The organism is Nonomuraea guangzhouensis, assembly GCF_019396345.1.
GTDB classification, from domain to species: Bacteria; Actinomycetota; Actinomycetes; order Streptosporangiales; family Streptosporangiaceae; genus Nonomuraea; species Nonomuraea guangzhouensis.
Window position 1 is genome coordinate 222,293 of the sequence record NZ_JAHKRM010000013.1, and the last position, 16,944, is coordinate 239,236.

At 69.6% G+C, this 16,944-nt stretch carries 14 protein-coding genes; 5 read left to right on the forward strand and 9 right to left on the reverse strand.

Annotated elements, in window-relative coordinates; all coding sequences use genetic code 11:
• Positions 1 to 80 precede the first annotated feature (80 nt).
• The 5 genes from KME78_RS27330 to KME78_RS27350 all read right to left on the reverse strand — a co-directional run bounded on the left by KME78_RS27330 (position 81) and on the right by KME78_RS27350 (position 4,482).
• Positions 81 to 1,016 (reverse strand): NADP-dependent oxidoreductase, encoded by a 936-nt coding sequence (locus KME78_RS27330; protein WP_219532213.1) that lies wholly within the window; start codon positions 1,014 to 1,016, stop codon positions 81 to 83.
• Between the two features lie 97 nt (positions 1,017 to 1,113).
• Positions 1,114 to 1,713 (reverse strand): TetR/AcrR family transcriptional regulator, encoded by a 600-nt coding sequence (locus KME78_RS27335; RefSeq protein ID WP_219532214.1) that lies wholly within the window; start codon positions 1,711 to 1,713, stop codon positions 1,114 to 1,116.
• The gene (locus KME78_RS27340; protein ID WP_219532215.1) at positions 1,713 to 2,723 is read right to left on the reverse strand and encodes an aldo/keto reductase; all 1,011 of its coding nucleotides are present in this window, start codon (positions 2,721 to 2,723) and stop codon (positions 1,713 to 1,715) included. Before KME78_RS27340 ends, KME78_RS27335 begins: the two co-directional genes overlap by 1 nt.
• Before the next feature lie 768 nt (positions 2,724 to 3,491).
• On the reverse strand, positions 3,492 to 4,199 hold the full coding sequence (gene lexA, locus KME78_RS27345; protein ID WP_219532216.1) for a transcriptional repressor LexA: 708 nt from the start codon (positions 4,197 to 4,199) through the stop codon (positions 3,492 to 3,494).
• A gap of 28 nt (positions 4,200 to 4,227) precedes the next feature.
• Positions 4,228 to 4,482, reverse strand: coding sequence for a hypothetical protein (locus KME78_RS27350; RefSeq protein ID WP_219532217.1), 255 nt, complete (start codon positions 4,480 to 4,482; stop codon positions 4,228 to 4,230).
• A 1,231-nt stretch (positions 4,483 to 5,713) separates the two neighbouring features.
• Here KME78_RS27350 and KME78_RS27355 point away from each other — a divergent pair.
• The 3 genes from KME78_RS27355 (at position 5,714) to KME78_RS27365 (ending at position 10,086) form a co-directional block, all read left to right on the forward strand.
• On the forward strand, positions 5,714 to 5,983 hold the full coding sequence (locus KME78_RS27355) for a LysM peptidoglycan-binding domain-containing protein (protein WP_219532218.1): 270 nt from the start codon (positions 5,714 to 5,716) through the stop codon (positions 5,981 to 5,983).
• 828 nt (positions 5,984 to 6,811) lie between these two features.
• Positions 6,812 to 7,267, forward strand: a complete 456-nt coding sequence (nrdR, locus tag KME78_RS27360) for a transcriptional regulator NrdR (RefSeq protein WP_214636146.1) — start codon at positions 6,812 to 6,814, stop codon at positions 7,265 to 7,267.
• Complete coding sequence (locus KME78_RS27365) at positions 7,264 to 10,086, forward strand: vitamin B12-dependent ribonucleotide reductase (protein ID WP_219532219.1); 2,823 nt, start codon at positions 7,264 to 7,266, stop codon at positions 10,084 to 10,086. The genes nrdR and KME78_RS27365 overlap by 4 nt, the downstream gene beginning before the upstream one ends.
• A 627-nt stretch (positions 10,087 to 10,713) precedes the next feature.
• Here KME78_RS27365 and KME78_RS27370 read toward each other — a convergent pair.
• The 3 genes from KME78_RS27370 to KME78_RS27380 all read right to left on the reverse strand — a co-directional run bounded on the left by KME78_RS27370 (position 10,714) and on the right by KME78_RS27380 (position 14,503).
• The gene (locus KME78_RS27370; RefSeq protein WP_219532220.1) at positions 10,714 to 12,165 is read right to left on the reverse strand and encodes an MFS transporter; all 1,452 of its coding nucleotides are present in this window, start codon (positions 12,163 to 12,165) and stop codon (positions 10,714 to 10,716) included.
• 353 nt (positions 12,166 to 12,518) lie between these two features.
• Entirely contained in the window at positions 12,519 to 13,016 is a 498-nt protein-coding gene (locus KME78_RS27375) for a methylated-DNA--[protein]-cysteine S-methyltransferase (protein WP_219532221.1), read from the reverse strand.
• Complete coding sequence (locus tag KME78_RS27380; RefSeq protein ID WP_219532222.1) at positions 13,013 to 14,503, reverse strand: AlkA N-terminal domain-containing protein; 1,491 nt, start codon at positions 14,501 to 14,503, stop codon at positions 13,013 to 13,015. Before KME78_RS27380 ends, KME78_RS27375 begins: the two co-directional genes overlap by 4 nt.
• Positions 14,504 to 14,665: 162 nt before the next feature.
• On the opposite strand from KME78_RS27380, the gene KME78_RS27385 reads away from it, so the two are divergent.
• Together KME78_RS27385 and KME78_RS27390 are read left to right on the forward strand one after the other, a co-directional pair.
• Positions 14,666 to 16,006, forward strand: coding sequence for a DHA2 family efflux MFS transporter permease subunit (locus tag KME78_RS27385; RefSeq protein ID WP_219532223.1), 1,341 nt, complete (start codon positions 14,666 to 14,668; stop codon positions 16,004 to 16,006).
• 47 nt (positions 16,007 to 16,053) lie between these two features.
• Positions 16,054 to 16,533 (forward strand): cupin domain-containing protein, encoded by a 480-nt coding sequence (locus tag KME78_RS27390; RefSeq protein WP_219532224.1) that lies wholly within the window; start codon positions 16,054 to 16,056, stop codon positions 16,531 to 16,533.
• Positions 16,534 to 16,548: 15 nt separating this feature from the next.
• Here the strand turns inward: KME78_RS27390 and KME78_RS27395 are convergent, their stop codons facing one another.
• The gene (locus tag KME78_RS27395; RefSeq protein ID WP_219532225.1) at positions 16,549 to 16,911 is read right to left on the reverse strand and encodes a nuclear transport factor 2 family protein; all 363 of its coding nucleotides are present in this window, start codon (positions 16,909 to 16,911) and stop codon (positions 16,549 to 16,551) included.
• Positions 16,912 to 16,944 lie beyond the last annotated feature (33 nt).

Consider the following 16,944-nt stretch of genomic DNA (forward strand, 5'->3'; position numbering starts at 1 on the left):
ACCAGGCCGCTACTGTCAAGATCACCTCGCTCTGAGATGTGAGTATTCGGGAGTCATGTGCAGCCCTCCGCGAGGATCGGTCAGTCGAACCGCAGGACGAACCGCCCCCGAACGCCGCGCCGTTCGAGCGAGCGATGCGCGTCGGCGGCTCGGGAGGCAGGCAGTTCGCCGGCCACGCGGACGGTGAGCCGTCCTTCACCGGCGAGTTCGGCGAGCCGGTCGAGCTCGGCCGCGGCCTCGACGTAGTCGCGGACGAAGATCGGGGCGACGCGGACCCGGTCGGTCCCGTCGCCCTGGTAACCGCGGACGGTGACGACGGTGCCGCCGTCCTTGACGGCAGGGAGCACGGCGGCCTCCAGCACGGCGGCGTCGACGAGCCCGTCGACGCCGCCCGGATGGTGGCGGCGGACCATTGCGGCGAAGTCGTCCCCTCGCGGCACGACCTCGTCGGCTCCGCACTCGCGGACGAAGGTCTCGTCCTGTCTGGCGGCGTCGGCGACGACAACGAGCCCGGCCTGCTTGGCGAGCTGGACGACGTACCCGCCGACGGTGCCGGCGGCGCCGGTGACGGCAACCGTCGCGCCGGCCGGGAGCGCCAGCGTGTCGAGTGCGAGCCGGGCGGTGAGCCCGTTCATCGGGATGGTGGCGGCCTGAACGTCCGAGAGCCCGGCCGGGATCTTCGCGACCGAGCGTGCCGACATGACAAGGTCTGCCCGGTAGCCGCCGTGCGCACCTGAGGGCACCACGATGGCCATGACGGCGTCCCCGATCGCGAACGGGCGGTCGACGGCGGGGCCGATCTCGGTGATCACGCCGGCGACCTCCATGCCCGGCACCCGCACCGCGTCCGCCCCATCCTGCCGCGGACGGGAACGGATCACCGCGTCGATCGGGTTCACCGTGGCGCTGCTCACCCGGATCCTGACCTGACCGGGACCGATCGGTTCGGCCGCCAGGTCGAACTCGCCGAGAGCGTCCGGTCCGCCTGGTCGCGTCACTCCGATTGCTTGAACCATGGTCGTTCGTCACTCCTTGGTCGTTGCCGCCTGGGCGGCGGTGGGCAGGGCCGACCGCGCCGCTGACGAGTCGCGGCGTGTGTTCGACCCGGTTCGGCTACGGCGATGTGGGGGCGTGAAGACCCTCGAGCAGCAGGCTGCACACCTCGTCGAGTTCGGCGCCGATGCCGGGGTTCTGCCATTCGGCCGCGTGGGCGAGGTGGTTGAACTTGGCGGTGGCGTTGAAGACCACGCGGGCGGTGGCCTCCGCGTCGTCGGTGCGGAGGCTGCCGTCGGCGGCGCCGTCGGCGATGATGGCCGTCAGCTGGCCCAAGAGGTCGGCGACGTGGTCGGTGGCGACGCTGCTGTGCGCGGCCGCGAGGATTCCATAGGCGGCGAACAGCTCCGGGTCCTCGCGAATCTTGGCCTGCTTCACGGCCAGAACGGCGTGCAGCCAGGTACGCAGTCGCCGCGCCGGCGGGACCGCGCTGTCGGCGACGATGACGGCGAGGGCGTCGCGGTTGCGGTCGAGCCAGCGCCGGGTCACGGCCTCGCGCAGCGCCTGCTTGGAGGGGAAGTGCTTGTAGACGGCGGCGTGGCTGACCCCGAGTGCCCGGGCGACGTCGACGACCGTTGCCTTGTCCGGTCCGTGGCGGCGCAGGATCTCCTCGGTGGCCGCCAGGATGGCGTTCGCGTCCAGCGGGGTTCGGGCGGGCATCAGCGTCTGCCGACCGTTCGCTCGCTGTCCAGCAGCGCGAGCAGGGCGGGGGGGTAGCGTTCTCCCGCCGCCGCCCCTCGGGGGACGGCCTGCTCGATCGCGTTCAGGTCGTCCTCGGTCAGCCGCAGGTCGGCGGCCTCCACCGCCTCGGTGATGTTGCGCGGTCGGCTCGCCCCGACCAGCGCGACGATGTCCCGGTGCACGCGACCCTGCGCGAGCACCCACGCGATCGCGAGCTGTGCGACCGTGGCGCCGCGGGAGGCGGCGATCTCCCGCAGCCGCTCGACCAACGCGAGGTTGGCCTCGATGTTGCCGGCGGCGAAGCGGGGCAGGTGCCCGCGAAGCCGTACGTCGCCGGCCGACGGTCGCCACGTCCCGGTCAGCATTCCTTGGGCGAGCACCCCGTACGCGGTGACGCCGATGCCCAGCTCGCGGCAGGTGGGCAGGATCTCGTCTTCGACGCCGCGGCTGAACAGTGAGTGTTCGATCTGGACGTCGGTGATCGGGTGCACGGCGTGGGCGCGGCGGATCGTCTCGGCGCCGACCTCGGACAGCCCGATGCCGCGCACGTAGCCCTTCCGCACCATCTCGGCGACGGCGCCGACGGTCTCCTCGATCGGGACAGCGGGGTCCAGCCTGGCCGGGCGGTAGATGTCCACATAGTCGGTGCCCAGCCGCTGCAGTGAGTAGCCCAGGAAGTTCGGGATCGCGTCGGGCCGGCCGTTGATGCCGCGCACGCTGCCGTCCACACCGAACAACGCGCCGAACTTCACGCTCACCACGGCGCGGTCGCGATCGGCGGGTCGCAGCGCCTGCCCGAGGAGCGTCTCGTTGTGCCCCATCCCGTAGTGGTCGGCCGTGTCGATGAACGTGATCCCGGCGTCGAGCGCGTTGCGAAGCGTCGCGATGCTCTGCTCGTCGGCGCTGCGTCCGTACGCGCCGGACATGCCCGCACAGCCGAGCCCGACCGCCGCCACACAGATGTCGGCGCCGAGTGTTCTCTGCTCCATGCGAGAAACGCTAAGCGGGTGGGTTACAGATGTCAAAACTTGTAACTTGCCACCTTGGCCGTTACGGTTCCAGAGCGTGGTGGCCTCTTCGAGTTCCTGGTGCGCCAGCCGGTCGGCGCGATCGTCGTGGAGCCGGCGGTGCGGTCGCAGTCAGTCGCGCGGGAGGCCTCATCCAGCTCGGTGGGACGAACAGCGGAATCTGATGACGTTCCACGGCCGCGCCGCGAGCTCTCCTCACCGCGTGCGGAGCAGGGCCAGAGCGCGCCTTACTCGTCTGAAGAGGTCATCTCGCTCTGACCTGCGAGAAGGGATCAAGAACCCCAGATAACTGCTGCTACGTCCGACTCAGACCACGCGACAGGCCAGGCTCCCCACGGCTACATCCGATCCAGACCAGGCTGGCTGTGGCTGTACTGCCTGAACTGGCTGGGCTGCTGCCCTATGAGCGGCGACGTCCGGGCCAATATCCGCCAGGTCCTCGATGCCGGACTGCCCGAGGTCGGCCGTTCTCCTATGCCGGACACCTGAGACAGGCCAACTCCCGATGCCAGACCGCCCGAGACGGGCCGATCCCCGACCTGGGCCCTTTTCGTGCGACCTCACCATCGACGGGCTGGACCGTACCGCCGACCCGCGCAAGCTTCCCGGCACAGAAATAGGGCATGGCAGGAGAGTCGCTCTCCTGCCATGCCCACGGGATGTGCGTACGTCGCAGACGGCGTATGGCAGGGCCGTCACTCTGCCGTACGCCCGAAATGTCCGCAGATACTAGAGGCGGCGGAGGACCGCCACGACCTTGCCCAGCACGCTGGCCTCGTCGCCGGGGATCGGGTCGTAGTTGGAGTTGTGCGGCACCAGCCAGACGTGGCCGTCCTTGCGCTTGAACGTCTTCACCGTGGCCTCGCCATCGATCATGGCCGCCACGATGTCGCCGCTCTCCGCGACCGGCTGCTGGCGAACGACGACCCAGTCGCCGTCGGCGATGGCGGCCTCGATCATCGAGTCACCCGCGACCTGCAGGAGGAAGAGCGTGCCTTCACCCACCAGCTGCTTGGGCAGGGCGAAGACGTCTTCGACGCTCTCCTCGGCGAGGATCGGACCACCGGCGGCGATCCGGCCGACCAGTGGCACGTAGGCGGCCGTGGGCCTGCTCACCGGAGGATCGGACTCGCTGGCCTCGGGGTCGACCCAGAGCACGGGCTCGCCGGGCAGCCGCACCTCGAGCGCGCGCGGCCGGTGCGGGTCACGTCTCAGGTAGCCCTTGCGCTGCAACGCCGTCAACTGGTGCGACACGCTGGACGTGCTGGTCAGTTGTACGGCCTCGCCGATTTCGCGCATGGATGGCGGGTATCCGCGCTGTTGGACCGAGTCGCGAATCACCTCGAGGATCTTGCGTTGCCTGGGCGTCAGGCCCAGGGAGTCACGCCGACGCACCGCGAGGTCGCTGACCCCGTTGGCGTCATCCCGATCGCTCATGATCTGCCTCCTCGCCCGGCGGCCCGCCTCACCGGCGAATCTTCCGGTCCGTGGTCTTCGTGTCGCACACAGCGACCGTATCGCTGTTGAAGATCATCTTCAAACAATTGTTCGAGTCTTCCTCGAAATTGTTGGCAGCGTGGTGTACAACATCGTACGGGAGTTCGATCGACACCGTGTTCGATTTGCCGATCTTTATTGGGTCTTTTTTTCGGGCCGGGACGGCGGGGAGGTCAAACATGCGAGCGACCACCATCACAGATGCCACCAGCGAAGACGTCAAGCGCCTCACTCTTCTGGCAGACGCCACCCGGCGACCGGCGCCCCGGGCCGGAAATGAGGGTGAGGACCGGGGGGACGGCCGTCGGGATGGCGATTCCGCCGGCCGACCGAGTTTCGAACGTACGTATGTCAATGACCGCTCCAGCGATCGGGAGGCGGGGCCTGCCGGTCTTCGGCCCCCGGGCCTGGGATCCGCCGGTTCGGGGGGTGAAGGCCGGCGTGGGGACGAGGGTGGCGCCCGTTCCGGAAGCGGGGACGAGGGGCGTCTCCGGAGCGGGGGCGGCCGTCCTCGCGATGGTGAGGGCGAAGGGCGTTCCACAGGAGAGGGTGGGGACGGAAAACGTTCCGGTGGAGAAGGTGGGGACGGAAAACGTTCTGGCGGAGAGGGTGGGGGCGCAGGGCGGCGTTTCGGCGGAGAGGGTGGGGGACGTCCTGAACGTGGGGGCGGAGGCCGTCCAAGGGGAGGCGGCGCGCGTGCCGGTGGCGGATCGGCCGGCGGAGGGTCTGTCCGCCGTCGGGCTGCGGCGCAGGGAAGGCCGCTCCTGCGGCTCGTGCCCGCGCCGCGCCTTGACGCCGACGACATGCCGTCGCCTGACGAAGGTGTACGGCCTACGGGCGCTACCGATCGCTCAGCAGAGCTTGATCGCTCGGTAGCCCCAGGACGCCCAACGGAGGCTGGGCGATCGGCGGAGCCCGGACGCTCAGCAGGGCTTGGTCGCCAAGCAGGGCGTGGCCGCTCAATGGAGGCTGGGCGACCGGCGGAGGCTGAGAACTCGACGCTTCATGCTCCGGATGGCCATGTGGAGGCGCTGCCGCGTGAAGGAGCGGAGGACCCGTCGCGCGAGGCGGCAGTCCGGTCCAAGGGGCGGTCGCGCGGGGCGGGGGACCGTTACGGTGCGCGGTCTCGCGGTGCAGGTGGGCGCGTCGGGGGTCGGGGTCGTGAGGTGGCCGGTCGTTCGGGGCGTCAGGGTCGTGAAGTGGCTGGTCGTTCTGGGGGTCGAGGTCGTGAGGCGGCCGGTCGCTCTGGAGGTCGGGGTCGTGAAGCGGCCGGGCGTTCCGATGGCCGGGCCCGTGAGGTCTCCGGCTCGTACGCGCGCCGCCCCCGACGCAAGGGCGCCCTGCCCGCAGATCGGACCCGTCTGTCCAGGAGGCGTGCCGGTGTCTCGCGGCGAGGACGGCGCAATCCCCCCGTACGGCTCACGCGGCGGGGGCGGGCCGTGCTGGTGATGGCCATGGCCCTGCTCTCCCTGGGCGGCTTCTGGCTCGGCACCCGCGCGGTCAGCCTGGCGAACGTGGCGCCCGCCGTACCGAGTCACGCGGGTCTGCCCTGGGTGACCGTCCACGAGGGGGACACGCTCTGGACGATCGTCGACGCGGTGGCTCCCGAGGAGAACGACCCCGGAGCGGTCGTGACCGAGATCAAGCGTCTGAACGGCCTGCCCGACTCGCTCATCCGCCCCGGCACCCGCCTGTACGTCCCGAGCGCCCGCGCCTTACCGTAAGCCGGTGAACGGGTGCTGAGCGGCGAACGCCTGCAGCCTTGGCCGCCTGCCTGATGGCCGGGCCGACCTGGACGGTCTGGCTGACGGCCGCCGTGGTGCTCGCGGGCGGCCAACCGTGGTGCTCACGGACGGCCACCGTGGTGGACGGCCACCGTGGTGCTCACGGATGGCCGTCGGCGGAGGCGTACGTCGCTGCGAAGCCGGGTCGCCTCCCCGCGATCGCCGGCAGTTCGGGCTCGCCGCCGCCTCGGCGTGCGGCCCATTGCCGGGTGGGGCAGGCAGCGGCGTCGGATGGGCATCGCGGTGGCGTTGGGTGGGCACGCAGCGGCCGGTCGGCAGCCCGCATCGCACCCCCGAAGCTCCATCCCGGCACTCCCCGAAGCTCCGTCCCGGCACAGGCCCGAAAATGGTCTGTCCCGGCACAGGTCCGAAAATGGTCTGTCCCCAACCGAAACCGCGGCGACGAGTGCCGACAGATGTGCCGTACGAGATGCCTGTGAGCTGCGTTCACCCACGTGAGACGGGCGAACCAAGGTGACACACGAGCCCAGGAACACGCCCTCCCGGCCCGGTGTTGACGACGACACGCCCGGACCGGACTAAGGTGGCTGCGCTGATCAGCGACTTCGGCGAGAAGGCCGCGCCCAACTTGCGTTCATGGTCGCTCGCTTCTACGGTTGGACCACAACATCTAGTAGTTACACCGATGTAGTTCACCACAAATTGTGTTTCTGTGACCGCACCATGGCGAGCCGTGGTGCGTGCGCGAGCGTACGCCGACGAGCGCTTTACGCCTGTGGTGGCCACGTGGTCGAGGAGGGCGAAAGCGTGCATTGTCCGTTCTGTCGTCATCCCGACACGAGGGTCATCGACAGCCGCTCGACAGAGGACGGCGCGGCCATTCGGCGCCGCCGTACCTGTCCGGAATGCGGGCGCCGGTTCACCACGCAGGAGACCGTACTGCTGATGGTGAGCAAACGTAGCGGAGTGACAGAGCCGTTCTCGCGCGACAAGGTCGTCGCGGGCGTGCGAAGGGCCTGCCAGGGCAGGCCGGTGAGCGAGGATTCGCTGGCCCAGTTGGGGCAGCGTGTCGAGGAGGCCATCCGAGCCAAGGGTGCCGCCGAGCTCCCCTCCAACGAGGTGGGGCTGGCGATCCTGGGCCCGTTGCGGGAGTTGGACGAGGTGGCCTACCTGCGGTTCGCATCGGTATATCGCGGTTTCGAGAGCCTGGCGGACTTCGAGGCCGAGATCGAACAGTTGAAGGCGGAGAAGGGGGAGTCATGACGGAGACGGCCAGCGGTTCAGTCACGCGCGGAGGTAAGCGTCCGCGTAAGGGGCTCAAGATGAAGCGGATCTTCACTAAGCCCGGTGTGCACCCCTATGACGACATCAAGTGGGAGCGCCGCGACGTCGTCATGACCAATTGGCGCGACGGCTCGATCAACTTCGAGCAGCGGGGCGTCGAGTTCCCCGAGTTCTGGTCGGTCAACGCCGCCAACATCGTCACGACCAAATACTTCCGCGGCGCCGTGGGCACGCCGCAGCGCGAGTGGAGCCTCAAGCAGCTGGTCGACCGGGTCGTCGGCGTCTACACGAAGACCGCGGTCGAGCACGGCTACTTCGCCACCGACGAGGACGCCGAGATCTTCGACCATGAGTTGAAGCACGCCTTGACGCACCAGGTGTTCGCGTTCAACTCGCCGGTCTGGTTCAACGTGGGCACCGCGAGCCCGCAGCAGGTGAGCGCCTGCTTCATCTTGGCCGTGGACGACACGATGGAGTCGATCCTCGACTGGTACAAGGAAGAGGGTGTGATCTTCAAGGGCGGTTCGGGCTCGGGGGTCAACCTGTCCCGCATCCGCTCCTCGAAGGAGCTCCTCTCCAGCGGCGGCACTGCCAGCGGCCCGGTCTCGTTCATGCGCGGCGCCGACGCGAGCGCGGGCACCATCAAGTCCGGCGGCGCCACCCGCCGGGCGGCCAAGATGGTCGTGCTCGACGTCGACCACCCCGACATCGTGGAGTTCGTGGAGACCAAGGCCCGCGAGGAGGACAAGGTCCGCGCGCTGCGCGACGCCGGGTTCGACATGGACCTGGGCGGCAAGGACATCGTCTCGGTCCAATACCAGAACGCCAACAACTCGGTGCGCGTCTCCGAGGAGTTCATGCACGCGGTGGAGAAGGGTGACGACTTCGCCCTGCGCGGCCGCCTGACCGGCGAGGTGATCGAGAAGGTCGACGCGCGCGACCTGTTCCGCAAGATGGCCAAGGCCGCCTGGGAGTGCGCCGACCCCGGCGTCCAGTACGACGACACGATCAACGACTGGCACACCACCCCCGAGACCGGGCGCATCACCGCCAGCAACCCGTGCAGCGAGTACGTCCACCTCGACAACTCCTCCTGCAACCTGGCCAGCATCAACCTGCTGAAGTTCCTGAAGGACGACGACACCTTCGACGTCGCCAACTTCGTCAAGCTGACCGAGCTGATCATCACGGCCATGGACGTGTCGATCACGTTCGCCGACTTCCCGACCGAGAAGATCGGGGAGACCACCCGCGCCTACCGCCAGCTCGGCATCGGCTACGCGAACCTGGGCGCGCTGCTCATGGCCACCGGCCACGCGTACGACTCCGACGGCGGCCGCGCGGTCGCCGGGGCGATCACGTCGCTGATGACCGGTGTGTCCTACCGGCGCAGCGCCGAGCTGGCCGGGGTCGTCGGCCCGTACGACGGCTATGCCCGCAACGCCGAGCCGCACAAGCGGATCATGCGCAAGCACGCCGCCGCCAACGACGACCTGCGCACGGTCGGCTCGACGGACGCCAAGATCCACGCCGAGGCCTCCCGCCAGTGGTCGGAGTGCCTCAAGCTCGGCGAGAAGCACGGCTACCGCAACGCCCAGGCCAGCCTGCTCGCGCCCACGGGCACCATCGGCCTGATGATGGACTGCGACACCACCGGCATCGAGCCGGACCTGGCGCTGGTCAAGTTCAAGAAGCTCGTCGGCGGCGGCTCCATGCAGATCGTCAACCAGACGATCCCGCGCGCGCTCCGTCAGCTCAACTACCAGCAGGAGCAGATCGAGGCCATCGTCGAGTACATCGCCGAGCACGGCCACGTCGTCGACGCCCCCGGCCTGCGCAGGGAGCACTACGAGGTGTTCGACTGCGCGATGGGCGAGCGGGCCATCGCCCCGATGGGCCACGTCCGCATGATGGCCGCCGCGCAGCCGTTCCTGTCGGGTGCGATCTCCAAGACGGTCAACCTGCCGGAGTCGGCCACGATCGACGACATCGAGCAGGTCTACCTGGAGGGCTGGAAGCTCGGCCTCAAGGCGCTGGCGGTCTACCGCGACAACTGCAAGGTCGGCCAGCCGCTGTCCGCCGGCGGCAGCAAGAAGGAATCCGAGAAGACCGACAAGGCGGCCGAGGTCGCCGAGCCGGAGGTCCGGGTCATCGAGGTCAACCGGCCCACCAGGCGCCGGATGCCCAACCAGCGGCCGAGCATGACCACCCGCTTCACGGTCGGCGGCGCCAAGGGCTACATGACCGCCTCGTCCTACCCCGACGACGGGCTCGGCGAGGTCTTCCTGAAGATGTCCAAGCAGGGTTCGACGCTGGCGGGCGTCATGGACGCCTTCTCGGTGGCGATCTCGATAGGGCTTCAGTACGGCGTGCCGCTCGAGACGTACATGAGCAAGTTCGTCAACATGCGCTTCGAGCCCGCCGGGATGACGGACGACCCCGACATCCGGATGGCCACCTCGGTGATGGACTACATCTTCCGCCGCCTGGCCCTCGACCACCTGCCCTACGACGAGCGGGCGGCGCTGGGCATCTTCTCGGCGGCCGAGCGCGCCGCGCAGCAGCGCGGCGAGGACCCGGCCGCGCAGCAGGAGACGGTCGACCGCGAGGCGCTGGCCCAGTCGGCGCCGATCGAGGCGAAGACCGAGCCGGAGCCGGTGAAGGAGCAGCTCACGCTGGAGAGCCACCTGCGCATCACCGCCGACGCGCCGCTCTGCATGACCTGCGGCACCAAGATGCGCCCGGCGGGCAGCTGCTACGTCTGCGAGGGCTGCGGCTCGACCAGCGGCTGCAGCTAGCTCGCGGCAGCCGCGACTCTCGGCTTGCTCGGCTGAGGCCCATCGTGCCTGCTTGAGGAGGGGGCCCGGACATCGTTCCGGGCCCTCTTCGATGAGCTCGCCGCGCGATGCCAGGGTCCGGCCATGAACCAACAGCGATCAACGGGACCGACCGGCTTCAAGTAGCGCGCCAGGAAATACCTGGCGATGCTACTCAGGGAGCCATATGTCCCGCACCGCTCATCACATTGATCGTCCGATTCGCCGCAAGGAGCCCCCATGGCGATCGGTAACGATAGTTGATCTCCGTTACAGTGCCGCGTGCCTGCGCCAGGCCCGGCGGGCCGGTCACCGGCCACGCCCGGTGTCCCTCCGGCACAAGGCCGACGTCTACTCCTGGGCCAGGGCGAATCCCCGAGATCGGTCGGTCTCTGAATGGGCCGACATCGAGGAGCGCCGGGCACGTCAACGCCTGCGTCTCAGGCTTGAAGCCATCACCCAGAGGCTCAACGCCACAACCGATGGCGAGGCTCTCGATGATCTCGAAGTTCTCCCGGCGCGACACCGTCGCAACGCCATCTGGCTGTACTGACCAAGTGTTCTGCGCCAGTGCCTCGGTGGCGTCGTTTCCAGTTCGCTCTGGCGGGTTCATGGGGTGCGGGTCGCGGCTTCGGGGCGGAAGAAGGTGGCCACCAGGGCCGCGACCACGAGGCTGGCGACCGCGGCTGCGAGCACCGCCCGGTGCATGCCGTCAAGGGTGTCGCCGATGCTCGTCAAAACGCCGTCGGCCGAGTGGGTGCCGAAGGCCGCGACGGCGGCCAGCACCGGAGTGCCGAGGGTGAGGGCGATCTGCTGGCTCATCGTGCTCAGGCCGGTGGCCAGGCCCTGCTCCTCGTCGGGCAGGCCGGAGGTGGCGATGACCGTGTAGGAGACGAGGCCCATGGCGTGACCGAAGAAGGCGACCGCGACGGCGGTGAGGACGATATAGAGTCCGGCGTCGCCCTTGTCCACGGTGAGCAGCGCCAGGATGCCGAGGCCCTGAACCGTCAGGGCGGTGACGAGGGTCCGCTTGCTGCCGATCGCGCCGATCACGCGAGGAGCGAGGAGGCCGCCCACGATGGCCGCGATGCTGGATCCGCCGAACGCCAGGCCCGCGGTGAGCGGTTTGTAGCCGAGTACGTCCTGGAGATAGAGCGTCATCTGGAAGACCACCGCACTGGGCATGCTGATGACGAGGAGGCCGGCGCAGTTGCCCCAGCGCACGGTGGGCCGTTTGAGCACGCTGACCGGAGCCAGCGGGTGGGAGCTGCGCGACTCGATGAACCAGAAGGCCACCAGCAGCACCCCGGCCAGAGCCAGGCAGCCGATGACGGCGGGGTCGCCCCAGCCGCTCCGCTCGGTCGCGGAGATGCCGTAGACCAGGCTCAGCAGTGCACCGGTGACCGTGACCGCGCCGGGAACATCGAGCCGGGTACGGGTCCGGACGCTGGTGTCGTGCAGAACGCGCGAGCCGAGAGCGAGGATGAGTACGACGACCGGCAGGTTGATCAGAAAGGCCCAGCGCCAGCTCAGTAGTTCGGTCAGGACACCACCGAGCACCGAGCCCAGAGCGAAGCCACCCGTGAGCAGGGTTCCGTTGAGCCCGAGGGCGCGCCGGCGTAGCGGGCCTTCGGGGAACGACGTGGTCAGCAGCGACATCGCGGCGGGCGTCGCCAGCGCGGTGGCGAGCCCCTGTCCGATGCGGCCCGCCAGGAGCATGCTCGGTGACTGGGCGAGGCCGCCGACCAGTGACGCCACGCCGAGGACGAGTATGCCCACCAGGAAGAGGTTGCGCCGGCCGAAGAGATCGGCGACGCGGCCGAACAGCAGCGTGAAGCCCGCTGCCGGCAGCATGAATCCGGTGACGATCCACTGCAGGTTGCTCAGCTCGAAGCCGAGCTCGGATCCGATGGTGGGCACGGCGATGTTGAGGACCGAGAAATCGACCGCGAGCATGAACTGGGCACCGAGCAGGAGACTCAGGGTCAGACGGTGCCGGGACGTCATCCGATCCTCGGCGGGCCTGTCCCGCGCCCCGGTGATGGCATCGAGTTCGGTCATTGCTTCCCTCCCGTCTGGTGGCTGTCGCATCCGACCGCGCGGCCGGTCGTCGGCGTGCGATCGAGCCGACAGGAGAGGAACACCGGTGAGTGGAAGACGGTTGCACCGCCGCCTCGCGACCAGCGGCGACGGACGGCGAGGTCAGGCGGGCGGGCGGGCGTGTGGCGTTCCCCGCCCGGCACCTGCGCGCGTCGCCCGAATCCGATGACCAGTGCTCCGATCAGCCTCTGAGGGATGGCGAAGCTCGGTGGGAAACTGGCCAAAGGGGTGGCTACCGTGCTGTGCGGGGATGGTGACCACGGCGTTTGACGCAACCTGTGCCGACGGCGGTCATCGGCGCGATGCCGACCGGTTCAGAAGAGGGCGGCGCCGATGGTGCCTCCCTCGAAGCCGAGGAGATACTGCTTCGTCGCCAGCCCGCCGCCGTACCCCGTGAGGTTGCCGGTGGAGCCGATGACGCGGTGGCAGGGGACGATGATGCCGATCGGGTTCTTGCCGTTGGCCAGGCCCACGGCACGGGCGGCTGTCGGCTGCCCGATGCGGTCGGCGAGCTCACCGTAGGTGGTCGTCTCGCCGTAGGGGATGTCCCGCAGGGCTGCCCAGACCCGTTGCTGGAACGGGGTGCCGGCGAAGACCATGGGCAGTTCGAAGACCGTTCGCCGGCCGTCGAAGTACTCCTCCAGCTGGTCGGCCACCTCGGTGAAGGGTGCGGGGTCGGGGTCGCCGAAGGTCTCCTCTGGAGGTCGGTGTCGCTGGGCTCGCATGTACAGGCCGGTGAGGGTTCCGTCGGCCGCGACGAGGGTGAGCGGGCCGACAGGGCTGTCCACCACCGTGTGTGTCCTGTGGGTCATGGTGCGTTCTTTCGCGAGTCGGTGGGCAGGTGATTGATGGGGTGGTCGCCGGTGGCCCACAGGTACTGAACGGCGTACGCGCGCCATGGCCGCCAGGCCGCGGCGCGGCGGGTGAGCGCGGCAGGGGTGGTGGGGAGACCGAGTTCGCGGGCGGCCACGCGGATTCCGAGATCGGTGGGGACAAAGGCGTCCGGGTCGCCGAGGGCGCGCATCGCGATGGTCTCGACGGTCCAGGGCCCGAGTCCCGGCAAGGCCGAGAGCTGTGCCCTCGCCCGGTGCCAGTCGCCTCCGACGCTGAGGTCGATCTCGTCGGCGGCAAGAGCGGTGATCAGCCCGGTGAGCGTGGTGCGGCGGGCCTGGGGGAGGGCGAGCGCCGCCGGGTCCAGGCCGGCCAGCGCGAACGGGTCGGGGAAGAGGTGGGTGAGTCCTCCGGCGGGGTCGGTGATCGGCTCACCGTGGGCGGTGACCAGCCGGGCGGCGTGGGTACGGGCGGCCGCGGTGGACACCTGCTGCCCGAGCACCGCCCGTACCGCGAACTCGAACGCGTCGACGGTACGGGGGACCCGGCGGCCGGAGTCCTTGTCCACGACAGGAGCCAGCACCGGGTCGCCGCGCAGCAGATCGTCGACGGCGACCGGGTCGGCGTCGAGGTCGAGGAGGCGCCGGCAGCGGCTGATCGCGGTGGACAGGTCCCGCAGGTCCGTGAGGGACAGCTGGCAGCCGATGTGGTCGGGTTGCGGGCGCAGGGTGACGATGCCCTGGCCGTGGGGCAGGCGCAGGGTTCGGCGATAGGCGCCGTCGCGCCACTCCTCCATCCCCGGCACGGCGGTGGCCGCGAGGTGACCGAACAGGTTGCCAGGACACAGCGGAGCCCGGAACGGCAGCCGCAGCGACAACGCCCCCGGGGTGTCGGCCGGGCGTCCACGGGCGACGCGATCCCGTAGCCGGGTCGGTGTCAGGGCGAAGACCTCCCGCACGGTCTCGTTGAACGTGCGGATGCTGGCGAACCCGGCCGCGAAGGCGACGTCGCCCATCGGCAGGGCCGTGGTCTCGATCAGCAGCCGGGCGGTCTGGGCCCGCTGCGCCCGCGCGAGCGCGAGCGGTCCCGCTCCGAGCTCGGCGAGCAGTTGCCGTTCGATCTGCCGGGTGCTGTAGCCGAGTTGTGCCGCCAGGCCGGGCACACCGTCGCGGTCGACGACCCCATCAGCGATCATGCGCATCGCCCGCGCCACCACATCGGCGCGTTGGTTCCACTCGGGGGAGCCCGGACTGGCGTCGGGACGACAGCGCTTGCACGCCCGGAATCCGGCCTGCTGCGCCGCGGCGGCGCTGGGATAGAAGCGCATGTTCTCCACCTTGGGCGGCACCACCGGGCAACTCGGCCTGCAGTAGATGCCGGTGGTGATCACCGCCCCGAAGAACCAGCCGTCGAAGCGGGCGTCCTTGGATCGGACCGCCCGAACGCACTGCTCCACGTCGTCATGCACCCCGCCAGCATCGCCTGTGGCAGGCCATCGGGGCTGGCGGAAATCCGACATGACCATGATGTCGGTGCAGCGCGGCGGTGTCGTCGCAAACCTGCCAGACCACGACGGCCGCCCGCTGCTGGACTGCTTGCCATGACCATCTCCCGCTCCAAGGCGGAACCATTGATCAGGCTCCCTCTGTTGCTGGCCTGCGGAGGGTCCTTCCTGGCGTTCCTCGATGTGACGATCACCAACCTCGCGGTGCCCGCCCTGGCGGTCGACTTCGGCGGAGTCGACCTGACGTCGCTGTCCTGGGTGGTCACCCTCTATACGATCATTTTCGCCGCTCTGCTGGCCCCGGCCGGGCGGCTGGCCGATGTGCTCGGGCGCCGTCGCCTGTTCGCCGTGGGGGTCGCGGTGTTCACGGTCGCGTCCCTGCTGGCGGCGCTCGCGCCGACGTTCGGGCTGTTGCTGGTGGCGCGCGGAGCGCAGGCCGTGGGGGCCGCGGCGCTGATGCCCGCGTCGCTGGCGTTCGTGCTGGCCGACACCCCGGTGGCGCGGCGGGCGAGCGCGATCGGCCTCTGGAGCGCCGCCGCCTCGGTCGCGGCGGCCCTGGGACCGGCGCTCGGGGGAGTGCTCGTGGACGCCTTCGGGTGGCGCTCGCTCTTCTTCGTCAACGTTCCCGCAGGGGTCGGCCTCTGGGTGCTCGCCCTGCGCATGCCCGCGGGTGTGACCACCCGTAAGCGGCTGCCCGACGTCATCGGCACCATGCTGCTGACCTGCGGGGTCGCCCTCCTGGTACTCGGTATTGCCCAGGGATGGACACACGGCTGGACGCCGGCGTGCCTCCTGGGCGCCACGACGGCAGTCGTCGTCTCACTCGTCCGCTCATCGCGGCATGCCGAGCCGGCGGTCCAGATCACCCTCTGGCGCGTCCGTGCCTACGCCGGTGCGAACATCGTCTCGGTGCTCTTCGGCGTCGCACTGTACGCGTCGCTGCTGCTGGGCGTGCTGTTCCTCACTGAGGTGTGGCACTACTCCGAGCTCCAGGCCGGTCTGGCCATGACCCCGGGCGCCATCGCGTCGGCCGTCGTGGGACTCATCGTCGGCCGCGTCGCGCGCCGGCCATCGCCGCGGACCCTGACGGTGATCGGGGCGCTCGCGCTCGCCGCCACCAGCGGGGCACTCGCGCTGTGGCTGCCCGCGACGCCGAACTTCCTCGGGGTCTGGCTTCCAGCGGGTCTGATCGCCGGTGCTGGGATGGGCGCGGTGAGCGTCGGTGTCTCCAGCGCGGCGGCCCTGTCGGTGCCGCCGGCGAGCTTCGCCGCGGGCACCGGCCTGAACATCGCGGCTCGCCAGGTGGGCGGCGCGCTTGGTGTCGCCGTTCTCGTGGCCATGTTCGCCGGGCACACTCCCGCCGGCGGCGTGTCCGACTTCGCCCGCGTCTACCTTGTCTGCGCCGTTGCCGGTCTCGCCGCCGCAGTGGTCGGCACCCGCCTCACCCTCGCGACCACCTCGGGGTAACTTGTCCGGTACTTGATGAAGATCCGAGACGCGAAAGCAGGCCAGCCATGACCTATCCACCGCCGACCTACGACGGTGACGCCGGCGAGCCGCGGGCGACGTACCGGAGTCCGGACGCGGTTCCCGAGCTGACCTACCCGAGCGGGAACACGGTGCACTACTTGGCGACCGGTGCGTCGACCAACGGACAGTTCGGGCTCTATCGCTGGGAAATGGGACCGGAGCCCAGTGGGCCCGCGGCGCACTTCCACCGGTCGATCTCCGAGTCGTTCTTCATCCTGTCCGGCACCGTGCGGATCTACGACGGGCGGCGCTGGATCGACACGACGCCGGGCGACTTCGTGCACGTCCCGGAGGGTGGCGTACACGCGTTCCGTAATGAATCGGGCGCGCCGGCGTCGATGCTGCTGCACTTCGCGCCGGGCGCGCCACGAGAGGGATACTTCGAGGGGCTGCTCACCCTGGCGGGCAAGAGCGACGAGGAGAGGGCGGAGTTCTTCCGCGAACACGACACATACTGGCTGTGAGGTCGAACAGACCCGTCAGAACATGCCGTGCGGCACCTCCTCCGGTTCGGGGACCGGCTGGACGACGTCCCAGTGCTCGGCGATCAGGCCGTCCTCGAGCCGCCAGAAGTCCGCGACCGCCAGCCCGCGCCCGCCCTCTCGCGGGATCAGGTGATAGTGCATCACCACGAGATCGCCCTCCGCGACGACCCGCTTGAGCTCAAGGCGCGCGTCGGCCACGGGAGCGTTCTTGATGAAGTCGATGAAGGCCTGCCTGCCCGACGGGTTGCCCGGGCTGTGCTCGATGAAGTCCTCTCGCAGGAGCGTCTGAAGGACGTCGACGTTGCCGGCGGCGAACTCCGCGAAGCCGGACATGATCAGTTCTTTGCTGTTCGTCATGGGAGAACGCTGACACCGGCCGAGGGGCGGTGT